The organism is Clostridium sp. Marseille-QA1073, assembly GCF_054863625.1.
The window spans coordinates 149,401-161,228 of record NZ_JBSVQM010000006.1 but is presented as its reverse complement, the minus strand read 5'-3'; the positions used below and the strand labels follow the sequence as shown (position 1 = coordinate 161,228).

13 protein-coding genes and 1 pseudogene are annotated in these 11,828 nt (G+C 26.1%); 13 read left to right on the top strand and 1 reads right to left on the bottom strand.

Annotated features, from left to right (window positions below):
* The first annotated feature begins 1 nt into the window (after position 1).
* The 5 genes from ACY1IQ_RS07650 to ACY1IQ_RS07630 all read left to right on the top strand — a co-directional run bounded on the left by ACY1IQ_RS07650 (position 2) and on the right by ACY1IQ_RS07630 (position 3,722).
* Complete coding sequence (locus ACY1IQ_RS07650) at positions 2-607, top strand: TraR/DksA C4-type zinc finger protein (RefSeq protein ID WP_461613387.1); 606 nt, start codon at positions 2-4, stop codon at positions 605-607.
* 70 nt (positions 608-677) lie between these two features.
* A complete protein-coding gene (lspA, locus tag ACY1IQ_RS07645) occupies positions 678-1,130 on the top strand; it encodes a signal peptidase II (RefSeq protein ID WP_461613386.1) in 453 nt (150 codons plus the stop codon).
* The gene (locus ACY1IQ_RS07640) at positions 1,130-2,050 is read left to right on the top strand and encodes an RluA family pseudouridine synthase (RefSeq protein ID WP_461613385.1); all 921 of its coding nucleotides are present in this window, start codon (positions 1,130-1,132) and stop codon (positions 2,048-2,050) included. The genes lspA and ACY1IQ_RS07640 overlap by 1 nt, the downstream gene beginning before the upstream one ends.
* 12 nt (positions 2,051-2,062) lie before the next feature.
* Positions 2,063-2,599, top strand: a complete 537-nt coding sequence (pyrR, locus tag ACY1IQ_RS07635) for a bifunctional pyr operon transcriptional regulator/uracil phosphoribosyltransferase PyrR (protein ID WP_039632622.1) — start codon at positions 2,063-2,065, stop codon at positions 2,597-2,599.
* A gap of 10 nt (positions 2,600-2,609) precedes the next feature.
* Positions 2,610-3,722 (top strand): THUMP domain-containing class I SAM-dependent RNA methyltransferase, encoded by a 1,113-nt coding sequence (locus ACY1IQ_RS07630; protein ID WP_461613384.1) that lies wholly within the window; start codon positions 2,610-2,612, stop codon positions 3,720-3,722.
* A gap of 145 nt (positions 3,723-3,867) precedes the next feature.
* Here the strand turns inward: ACY1IQ_RS07630 and ACY1IQ_RS07625 are convergent.
* Positions 3,868-5,614: pseudogene (locus tag ACY1IQ_RS07625) on the bottom strand (Rqc2 family fibronectin-binding protein).
* A gap of 218 nt (positions 5,615-5,832) precedes the next feature.
* Here ACY1IQ_RS07625 and dapF point away from each other — a divergent pair.
* From dapF to ACY1IQ_RS07585, 8 genes are all read left to right on the top strand, one after another.
* The gene (dapF, locus tag ACY1IQ_RS07620) at positions 5,833-6,630 is read left to right on the top strand and encodes a diaminopimelate epimerase (protein ID WP_461613439.1); all 798 of its coding nucleotides are present in this window, start codon (positions 5,833-5,835) and stop codon (positions 6,628-6,630) included.
* A gap of 153 nt (positions 6,631-6,783) precedes the next feature.
* Positions 6,784-8,262: a GspE/PulE family protein gene (locus ACY1IQ_RS07615; RefSeq protein WP_461613383.1), complete on the top strand. Its 1,479-nt coding sequence runs from the start codon at positions 6,784-6,786 to the stop codon at positions 8,260-8,262.
* 18 nt (positions 8,263-8,280) lie between these two features.
* Positions 8,281-9,474 carry a type II secretion system F family protein gene (locus ACY1IQ_RS07610; protein ID WP_461613382.1) on the top strand — a complete coding sequence of 398 codons (1,194 nt, stop codon included), beginning with the start codon at positions 8,281-8,283 and terminating at the stop codon, positions 9,472-9,474.
* A gap of 13 nt (positions 9,475-9,487) precedes the next feature.
* The gene (locus tag ACY1IQ_RS07605) at positions 9,488-9,919 is read left to right on the top strand and encodes a hypothetical protein (protein WP_461613381.1); all 432 of its coding nucleotides are present in this window, start codon (positions 9,488-9,490) and stop codon (positions 9,917-9,919) included.
* A complete protein-coding gene (locus ACY1IQ_RS07600; RefSeq protein WP_461613380.1) occupies positions 9,900-10,328 on the top strand; it encodes a prepilin-type N-terminal cleavage/methylation domain-containing protein in 429 nt (142 codons plus the stop codon). The genes ACY1IQ_RS07605 and ACY1IQ_RS07600 overlap by 20 nt, the downstream gene beginning before the upstream one ends.
* Entirely contained in the window at positions 10,297-10,779 is a 483-nt protein-coding gene (locus tag ACY1IQ_RS07595) for a prepilin-type N-terminal cleavage/methylation domain-containing protein (protein WP_461613379.1), read from the top strand. The genes ACY1IQ_RS07600 and ACY1IQ_RS07595 overlap by 32 nt, the downstream gene beginning before the upstream one ends.
* Complete coding sequence (locus tag ACY1IQ_RS07590) at positions 10,758-11,168, top strand: hypothetical protein (protein WP_461613378.1); 411 nt, start codon at positions 10,758-10,760, stop codon at positions 11,166-11,168. The genes ACY1IQ_RS07595 and ACY1IQ_RS07590 overlap by 22 nt, the downstream gene beginning before the upstream one ends.
* Positions 11,165-11,635, top strand: coding sequence for a hypothetical protein (locus ACY1IQ_RS07585; protein WP_461613377.1), 471 nt, complete (start codon positions 11,165-11,167; stop codon positions 11,633-11,635). Before ACY1IQ_RS07590 ends, ACY1IQ_RS07585 begins: the two co-directional genes overlap by 4 nt.
* Positions 11,636-11,828 lie beyond the last annotated feature (193 nt).

Genomic DNA, 11,828 nt, shown 5'->3' with positions numbered 1-11,828 from the left:
AATGGACAAAACTAGGCTTAATTATTTTAAAGATAAGTTATTAAGGGAAAAAAACAAGGTAAATCAGATAATAAATCAAATTGAGAGCAATGGAACGGTAAATTCAAATGTGGAGATATCTTCTGAACTTTCACATTATGATAATCATGGAGCAGATGCAGCAGGAAATTTATTTAACATACAAAGAGATAGGGCGCTTAAGGACAATGAAGTAGCTATTTTAAATAAAATAGATAATGCACTTAAAAACATAGAAAATGGAGAATATGGCAACTGCAAAATATGCAAGAAACCTATACCACAAGGAAGACTAGAATTTATTCCCTATGCCGAGCATTGCGTACATTGTCAAAATAGTATAAATGACTCTCTTCCAGATGATGTTAATAATAGACCTGTTGAAGAACATGTATTGGGAAGTCCTTTTAAATATAACTATGATAACACATCTTCAGTGGAGTTTGATACAGAAGATAGTTATCAAGCAGTAGCTAGATTTAATGCTATGGATAATGTATATGATGAAGATTATGATGATGACAATTATTATGTAGATCATATGGATCTAATTAGTAATGAACAGTATAAAAATCAATTACCAGACTAAAAAATTATTTATATAATATTTCTGATAGCTAGTCTATCAGAAATATTATTTTACTCTAGGGGGAACAACTATGGCGTTAGAATTTGTAATTATATTTTTAGGCATGATTTTAGATAGATTATCTAAGATATGGGCACTAAAAGTTTTAAAAAATAATGAAGGAATAGAGATAATAAAAAATCTACTGTCCTTTGAGTATTTAGAAAATAGAGGAGCAGCTTTTGGAATGCTTCAAAATAAGTTATGGTTCTTAGTAATTACTACTTTTTTAGTTATAGGAGTTATATTATTTTATCTAATTAAATATAAACCTAAATCTCTTTTAACTAGAATAAGTTTTGCTATGATAATATCAGGAGCTATAGGTAATTTTTATGATAGGGTAGTTTATAAATATGTTGTAGATTTTATCTTGGTACATTATAAAGATGTTTATCATTTTCCAACATTTAATGTGGCAGATATATTTGTAACTTTAGGAACAATAGGATTAATAATTTGTATAATAAGGAACGAAGTTTAATGGAAATAGAAAGATTAGAAGTAAAAGAAAATGATATAAATAAAAGATTAGATGTATTTATCTCAGAGAAATTAGACGATAAATCTCGTTCTTATGTTCAAGGATTAATTGCAGAAGAAAAGGTTAAGGTTAATGAAAAAATTAAAAAAAGTAATTATAAACTTAAATTAAATGATTTAGTTTTTGTGGAAGTTCCAGAAGTTACAGTTTTAGAGGTAGAAAAGGAAGATATACCTCTTGATATTCTTTATGAAGATAATGATATTATAGTAATAAATAAACCTCAGGATATGGTGGTGCATCCAGCGCCAGGAAATTATAGTGGTACTTTAGTAAATGCATTATTATATCATTGTAATGATCTGTCAGGAATTAATGGAGTTGTAAGGCCAGGTATAGTACATCGTATTGATAAAGATACTTCAGGTATTCTAGTTATAGCTAAAAATGATAATGCTCATAATAAGCTAGCAGAACAACTTAAGGAACATAGTATGACAAGAACATATTATGCCCTAGTGGAAGGCAAGTTAAAAGAAGATAGTGGTACTATAAATGCTCCAATAGGAAGGCATCCTGTGGAAAGAATTAAAATGGCAGTGGTAAAAAATAATGGTAAGGAAGCTGTAACTCATTATAAAGTTTTAGAAAGATTTAATCATTACACCTTGGTGAAGTGCAATTTAGAAACAGGTAGAACACATCAAATTAGAGTACATATGGCTTATATAGGGCATCCGTTAGTAGGAGATACAGTATATGGATTTAAGAAACAAAAGTTTAAATTACAAGGACAAGTATTACATGCTAAAGAATTAGGGTTTATACATCCTACTACAAATGAATATATGAAATTTACTTCAAATATACCAAAATATTTTGAGGATTTACTTGAAAATTTAAGAAAAAGTGATATGTAAGGAGTGATTATTGTGGAATTTAAATCTGTATTATTAGATAAAACGGCAATAAAAAGAACTTTGACAAGAATAGCTCATGAAATAATTGAAAAAAATAAAGGAATTGATAATTTAGTGTTGGTAGGTATAAAAAGCAGAGGAGTGCCTATAGCTGAAAGACTTGCAGATTTAATTGAAGTTTTCGAAGGAACAAGATTAGAAGTTGGAAGCGTAGATGTAACCTTATATAGAGATGATTTAACAACAATTTCACCAGAACCTAGACTAAATGACAAAAACATAAATGTACCTATTGAAGGTAAAAAGATAATATTAGTTGATGATGTTCTATATACCGGAAGAACTGCAAGAGCTGCTATTGATGCTATAATTGATTTAGGACGTCCAGAAATGATTCAATTGGCAGTTTTAGTAGATAGAGGTCATAGAGAATTACCAATAAGAGCGGATTATGTTGGTAAGAATATACCTACCTCAAGGAAAGAAATTATCTCTGTTATGATTGAGGAAATTGATGGAGAGGATTCAGTAAAAATTTTAGAAAGCTAGGAGAAAACTTATGATGTATACGATTGTTGCTACTACTACTTTTGGATTAGAAGCTATAACTGCTAAAGAACTTAAAGAGTTAGGCTATGAAGATTTAAAGGTGGAAAATGGAAAAGTAACTTTTGAAGGGGATGAGATGGATATTGCTATTTGTAATATTCATCTTAGAACTGCTGAGAGAGTATTTATTAAAATGGCAGAATTTAAGGCAACAACCTTTGAAGAGCTTTTTCAAGGAACTTTAAAGGTAAATTGGGGAGATTTAATACCACAAGATGGGAAAATGCACGTAATAGGAAAATCAGTTAAGTCTACTCTTTTTAGTGTGCCAGACTGTCAAAGTATTGTTAAAAAGGCAATAGTAGAAAAGATGAAGGAAAAGTATAATACTAATTGGTTTAGCGAAGAGGGACCAATTTATAAAGTAGAAATAGCTCTGTTAAAAGATTTAGCTACACTTTCAATAGATACTTCAGGAGCAGGTTTACATAAAAGAGGATATAGAGAGAATGCAGGATTAGCACCACTTAAGGAAACCTTAGCTGCAGCAATGGTTTTATTAAGCAAATATGATGGAACAAGAATTTTAGTAGATCCTTTCTGTGGGTCTGGAACTATTGCAATAGAAGCAGCTATGATTGCTAGAAATATTGCACCAGGTGTAAATAGAAAATTTGAAAGTGAGAACTGGCCTAATTTTGATAAAGAAGTTTGGGATCAGGTTAGACAAGGGGCTAAAAGTGCAGAAAATAATGTGGAGCTTCAAATTTTAGCCTCAGACATAGATGGTAGAGTATTGAGAACAGCTATGAATAATGCAGTTAAAGCTGGGGTAAGTGACTGTATAAAGTTTCAAAAACTTCCTATGCAAAGCTTTAGTTCAAAGAAAAAACGTGGAATAATAATTACTAATCCTCCTTATGGTGAAAGACTTTTAAAAGAAGATGAAGTTAAAAATTTATATATGGACTTTTCAAAGGTATATAATAACTTAGATGATTGGTCTTGTTATATACTTACTTCCTATGAAGACTTCCAAAAATGTTTTGGAAAAAAAGCGGATAAAAATAGAAAACTATATAATGGAAGATTATTATGCTATTATTATCAATATAACATATAAAAAAAGTGGTGATTAAATATCACTACTTTTTAAATTAAGAATTCAGCATTAAGAATGAAGAATTTACGATAAATTTCCGACTATAGTTGAAAATTTAAGAAATACAAATTATATTTTGAAATTATTAATTATATGAAAAGCATGGTTATTCCATGCTTTTTAAATTTAATTGCTTTGGTGTTACATATAAAGTTTTGTTAGTATAGTAAATAACCATACCTGGCTTAGCACCAGAGATTTTTTTAACATTTTTTACTTCTGTATAATCTACAGGCACATTAGAAGAATTTTTAGCTTTGCTGTATAGGGCAGCTAAAGTTGCAGCTTCTAAAAGAGTAGTTTCAGTTATATTACCATTATTTTTAATAATTACATGGGAACCAGGAATGTTTTTAGTATGAAGCCATATATCATTTTTATTTGCAAACTTTAGCGTTAAATAATCATTTTGCATATTATTCTTTCCTATATAAATATCTACATTATCACTAGATATAAAGTGCATAGGTTTTGAAATTTTACTTTTTTTATTTTTATGTGCTTTTTTAAAAGCGATATATCCAGTTTCTACTAATTCATTTTTAATATCTTCAATTTCAGTGTAATTATCTGCATTATGTATATGTGATAATACAGATTGAAGATACTCCTGTTCTTCTAATGCAAGTTTTATTTGAATTTTTGCATTTTCTTCAGATTTTTTTAGTTTATTGTACTTCTTAAAATAATTTTGAATATTTTCAGAAGGAGTTTTATGTTCATCTAACTCTATATTAATGTATTCATTATCTTCACTATAATAATTTAATACATTAATAAATTTATCTCCTTTTTTTATTGCATAAATATTTGCAGTTAAAGCTCTCATATAAATTAAGTTGTTGTTTTTCTTTACAACTTTCTAAAGTTTCATTTAATATATTTATTTTTTTGCTAACTCTATCTAAGTTGTTGTTAACAATTTTTTGTAGATTATAACTTCTAGCATTTAATCTATCAATTTTGTCTTTCTCAAAATAAAAATCTTCTATAAGTTTTGAAGGTGACTCATATTTATTTAAGTTAAAACCATTATTTAAAAGTTCTTTAAAGGTTATACAGTGAAAATCTTTAAGTACACCATCCATATCATATGAACCTAAAGAATAGGTATTAGTTTCGATATAATTGAAAAATACTAATGTATATTTATATATTTCTTCTAAATTATTTATAGTAAATTCAATATTATCTTCTTTCAAGCGATAAATTATCTCAGAGGAAAGGGCAGGACTTACACCAGTAAAAATATTAGTAAAAAATTTCTTGTCAAAATCTTTCTCCATATACTTTTCTTTAACTTTATCTATAAACTTCTCTTTTGTAAAATTGAAGGCATTTAGTTTTGTAGAAGCTGGAGGATATTTATATTCTACTCCTGAATATAGTACTCTATATGTGTTAATATCTGGAGTAATGTGTTTAATACTATCCATTACAATATTATCTCTTTGCCTTACTAAGCTTATATTACTATGCCTTCCCATTATCTCTACAATAAGACTATATATACTATTAAAGCCTAGCTCATCTGTACTTTCAAAATCCAAAATAACAATTCTATCACTTTCAATTTGTCTTATATCAACTAATACTGCAGTATTTAAATATTTCCTAAGTACCATACAGAACATAGGCGCTTTTAAAGGATTTTCTTTTGAATTATTAGTTATTTGTATTCTTGGATAATTAGAACTAGCACTTATAAGTAACTTTTGAGCTTTTCTACCTTTTTTAAAAGTTAAGGTTATTTCATCTTTTTCTGGTTGATTTATTTTTTCTACTCTTGCATTTATAAATTCCACTTTAAGTTCGTGAAGTATGCTGTGTAGATAAATTCCATCTAATGCCATATACATCTTCCTTTCTGTATGGAATTTTTTCGATTATGTATAGTATAACATTAATGTTAAACATTGAAAATATAATATATTTTTATATAATTTATGATAAAATAATACTATAGATTAAAAAAGAAATTTATAGATTTTAAATAATTTGATTTTGATTTTGATACTTTAGTAAAAATTTGTAAAAGGTGGTAGTAAGTTTGAATTTAAATTTTACAAAGATGCAGGGAGCAGGAAATGACTTTATAGTTTTTGAGGATTTTGAAAATAAGTATACAGATTTAGAAGCTTTAGCTAAAAGGCTTTGTGATAGAAATTTTGGAATTGGTGGAGATGGAATATTAGTAGCTAGGAAAAGTGATATTTGTGATATAGAGATGATAATAATAAATGCTGATGGTTCTTACGCTTCAATGTGTGGTAATGGAATAAGGTGTTTTTCTAAATTTGTTTATGAAAGCGGCTATGTAAATGGTACAAGGATAAAAATTCAAACAGGAGATGGTATTAAAGAAGCATTACTTACTTTGGTAAATGATAAAGTTAGTGAAGTTACAATAAATATGGGATTACCATCTTTTAATCCTTCAGATTATTATGGAAATAGTGAAGTAGAAATTATAAATAAGGTAATTAATATAAACAATAAAGACTATAAGATTACCTCTATGTTAATGGGAGTTCCTCATACCATAATCATAGATGAGCTTAATAAATATGATGTGGAAGAAGGAAAAAATATAGAAAAATTTAATTTATTCTCCCAGGGAACTAATGTTAATTTTTGCGAAGTTAAAAATAGAAATCATATAATAGTTAGAACCTGGGAAAGAGGTGCAGGTGCTACTTTAGCTTGTGGCACAGGAAGTTGTGCGGCAGTAGTTGCTTGTAATAAGTTAGATTTAGTAGATAATACCGTTAAGGTAACCATACCAGGTGGAGAACTTGCAATTGAAATAACTAACAGCGGAATTATGATGACAGGGCCAGCAGAAGTTGTATTTATAGGTAGAATATAAAATATTTAAAGAAAAGCCAAATTTGGCTTTTCTTTTTTGTGTGAAATTTGCCATAAAGTGGTTATTTACAAAAAATTCATAATTTTGCAGAGTAAAATTTAAATTTAGGGACAGCATTAAAAGTAAGAAATGACAAAAAGTAGGTGATTTTACTTGGAAGAATGTTTTTTAGATTTAAAAAATATAAACATTGATATTGATTTGATTAATATCCTTCCTAAAGAATTTGCACTAAAGTATAAATTGATTCCCTATAAATTAGAGAAAGATACACTCTATGTAGCTTCCAGTAAAGAGTTACATCCATCAGTAGTAGAAGAATTGAGATTTATTACTTTTAAAAACATAAAACAAAGTATAGCAGATATGGAAAGTATATTAAATTTAATTAGCTACTATTATGATAAAGAAAAAGCACAAAAAACACTAGAAATGCTTAAAAGAAATAGCGTTATTAAGCTTACGAACAAAGAGGAAGATGCGCCAGCAGTCGTTATATTAGATTCTATAATAAAAGAAGCTATAAATAAGAAAGCTAGTGATATACATCTAGAACCTTTTAAAAATAGAGTAATAGTAAGAATAAGAATCAATGGAGACTTAATAAAAATAGAAGAATTCCCTATGGAAATATATGAAAATATTACTTATAGAATAAAAATTATTTCTAATATGGATATAAGTCAAAAACTATTGCCACAGGATGGGAAAATAAGCTTTACTACAAATCATATTAATTATGATTTAAGAGTAGCCTCATTACCTACAATAAATGGAGAAAAGTTTGTAATTAGAATACTGTATAAAAATGATGAAATATATAATCTTAATAGTTTGGGATTTAATGAGGAAGATAACAAAATGTTAAAAAAAATATTAAAGTCCAATAATGGAATGATATTGTTAACAGGACCTACTGGTAGTGGCAAAACAACTACTTTGTATTCTATGTTATTAGAAATAAATAGGGATAATAATAATGTAGTAACTGTTGAAAATCCTGTAGAATACGAAGTTGAGAAAGTCAATCAAGTAAATATTAATAATAGTTCAGGATTAACTTTTAGTAAATCTCTAAGGACTATACTTCGCCAAGACCCAGATATTATCATGGTAGGAGAAATAATTGATGAAGAAACAGCACAAATTGCAATAACTTCTTCTCTTACAGGTCATTTAATTTTATCTACGCTACATTGTAATGACACTGCTAGTTCTATTATTAGATTGGTAGATATGAAGATACCTAAGTATCTAGTTGTAGATTCTTTAGTAGCAGTAATTTCTCAAAGGTTAGTTAGAAAAATATGCACCAATTGCAAGACTGCCTATAATCCAACTATGGAGGAAAAAGAAGATTTAAATTTAGAGAAGCAAGATAAGCTTTTTAAAGGTGTAGGTTGTGAAAAATGCAATCATACAGGATACAAGGAAAGACAGATGGTATATGAAATGATAGTTATTACAGAAGAACATAAAAGATTAATAATCAATTTTAATGATGTTAGTGAACTTAGAAAGTATAGTTTTAGCAGAGATAATAAATGTTTAAAAGAAAAGCTTAAGGCTTTGGTGATATATGGAATAACTACTTATGAAGAATATATAGCTAATTTACAAGTGATTATTTAAGTATTGATGAGGTCGTATATGAAATATAGATTTGTTGCTAAAGATATAAATAATAATACTGTTAGAGGATGTGAATTTGGAGAAAATAATATAGATTTTTTAAGAAAACTTAAAAATAAGGGATTATTTTGTATTAAATATTTTGAAGTGAAAGATTTACAACTAAATCTTATTACATTAGTTTCCTATAAAGATATTGCTATGTTTTGCAAACATATGGCAATAGCATCAAAGTCTGGAATGAATTTTATAGATGTTTTAAATTTACTGATTTATAAAACTTCAAATAGAAGTTTAAAAAATAGTTTAAAAGAAATAAAGCAAGATATAGAAAAAGGAAATAGCTTATACAATGCAATGAAAAATTACCCTAAAATTTATCCTAAATTACTTATAAACATGGTTAGATTGGGACAGGAAAGTGGAAATTTAGATGAAGTTTTTAATAATATGCATGATTATTATTTAAGTAGATATAAAATTAAAAAGAAAATATTATCTTCCCTAACTTATCCATCTATAGTTCTTATTTTAGGAATAATTGTTCAATTATTTTTTATGACAAGGTTATTACCTCAATTTGTAAGCCAATTTGAAGTTGGTAATGCTAATTTACCTAATATTACAATATTTTATTTAAAATTAAGTAATTTTTTAATAGGACATAAGCTTATATTATTACTTTTATTTTTTATTATTGGAGTCACCTTAATATTAAAAAAGAGTTATATATTTAAAAATAAAGTTATATCAAAACTAATTATAAATATACCTTTTTTAAAAAATATTATGATAAAAAGATTTCAAGAAAGCTTTAGTAGCAGTATGTATCTTCTTATACAAAGTGGAATGAATCTAGTAAAAGTTTATGATATAGCAATTAGTTGTATTGATAATAATTATTTAAAAGAAAGATTAAATAATTCATTAAAAATTTTAAAATTAGGTAATAGCTTAAGCAATAGTATAAATAGTGTTGGAGTCTTTCCTGATTTTTATATTAATATCATTTCAATAGGAGAGGAAAGTGGAAGCTTAAATCAAAGCTTTAGAACCTTGAAAGATATATTAGAGGATGAAATAAATGATTTTTTAGATAGACTAGTTTCTATAACTCAGCCGATAGCTATAATTCTAGTAGGACTATTAATAGGATCTGCTATAGTAGCTATGTTATTACCGATGTTTACTCTATTAGAAAGTGCAGTATAAATGAGGAGTTTCTATGAAAAAAGGCTTTTTATTAATTGAATTTATATTGGTGATAGGAATAATTTCTATAATTTTATCTATAGGTATGGTATCTTTTAAATTTTTTAAGAACTATGAAAATCAAATAACGGTTGAACACTATAGTAACGAAGTAGTAAGCTTTATTAATTATAGTAGAAGTTATAGTAGAAAAGAACATAATGATGTAATTATATATATTGATAGGGAAAGAAATGAAATCTCCTCTTATTGTAAAACTAAATTAATAACTAAGCTAAAGCTACCACAAAATATTAGGATATCCTATTTTAATCAAGATTCCATTAAAATAAATAAGTTTGGATATAGTGGAAGTGCATTTACATTAGAACTTACAGATAATAGTGGTGACATAAATACAATTACAATGTTGGTGGGAACAAATTATGTTAGTATCAAAAAATAAAAATGGATTTATATTATTAGAATTAGTTGTTTCAATGACTTTACTACTTTTAATATGTACCACAATTTTTCAAACTATTATAGTAAGTAATAAAGTCTCTAATTTTAATAGAGAAAAAAGTGAAACAGTTAAAATGATATATGAAGTAGAAAAAATAATTCTATATAATTCTAACTATGAAGAACTTATAAGTATTTTAGATAAAGAAGTATATATTACTAAAGATAACTTACAAAATCATTATGATGGCAACTTCATAGATGTTCTTCAGCATAATAATCCTAAAGATGGAAAATATGTATGTTTAAAAATTGGAGCTGAGGAAGACCTAATAAAAATAACATTGATAGGATATTTTAAGGAAGGTGAAATACCTATTGAATACACTTTTTACAAAGGGAATTACTAAAAAAAGTAGAGGGCATGGTTTATTAGAATTAATTGTTGCAGTAACTATAATAACCATTGTACTTTCAGGATTGATATCTTCATTTGTTAGTATGAATAAATTTTTTCATAAAGATATAAAGGAAATGAGAGAAAAAATTGATTTGGAAGAAGCCTTATACTTTATAGAAAATCAAATCCATAATCAAAGTAGAGATGTGAAAGTTATGGAAGATATGGTTATTTTATATATGAAAAATGATCCTATAATTAAGGCAATAAAACTTATAGATAACAATTTATATATGCTTAATGGACATGATAGTAATTTTCCTAAGGATAATGGATATAAAAATTATATAGTTAAAGATGTAAAGAATTTTCACATAAAAGTTGTAGATAGACTTTTATATTTAGAGTTAGAAGGTTTAAATGGAGTGAGAGCTAGAGGATGTTATTTAATAAGAAATTAAAGAAAAAAGGGGCTGTGTTAATTCCTGTTATAATTATAGGAAGTATAATCATTGCTTTGAGCAGCTATATTTTTCATAGAAAAATGCTGAATTTACAGTATGAAGATAATAATAATAATTACTTGTTAAGAGAAAAGATAGATGAAAAGTATAGAGAGATTTTATTAACTAAATTATCACTTTATTTAAAATCTAATGATATAGAAGATCTCTCATCAGTTGATATAACTTATCAAAATTCATATATAAAATATGATAAACAATATAAGTGTTTTATTTTAACTATTCCTTATATGGGAAGACAATTTAAAGAAGAATATTATGCACTAGAAAATAAAAATGGAAAAGATTCTTTTAAATATATAAAAACTATTATTATAGAGAGGTGATAGCTATATTTAATAATAAGTTAATCATTTATGGTAATAATGAAGAATCAAAGGCGATAGAAGTTAAAAAAACTATACTTAATAATGTGAAATTTAATAAAGAATATAGTAATGAACAAATTAAAAGTATAAGTTTAAAAAATAAAACTATTACGTTAATAATTGAGGGGGAAGAGCTTTTCATTAAAACAATAAGTATACCTAAGGTAAGTAAAAGGTATGTGTACTATATATTGAGAAATGAAATAACAGAACAGTATGGAGAAAAGGTGATGTTTTCTTATGAAATAATCAAAGAGGATAAAGCTTGTTATAATATTATCCTATATTGTTTTCATGAAAATAAATACTCTCTTTTAAAAGATTCTTCTATTTACAACTGTAATGGATTAAGAATTAATTTTATACAAAACTATGTTAAAGACTTATACGATAAAAGAGAGAAAAGTGTTCGATTAGATATTTAGAATATATGTAAAATTATATATATCTATTAGGTAAAAAATATATTAGTTTATGCAATGAAAAAAAAAAAAAAAAAAAAAAAAAAAAAAAAAAAAAAAAAAAAAAGAATAAATTTATTAGATTTTACCTGAATGAAGTGAAAGTTATACTATAAAAAGATTTCATGAGAAAAGAAAAATTAGTAATATATGTCAA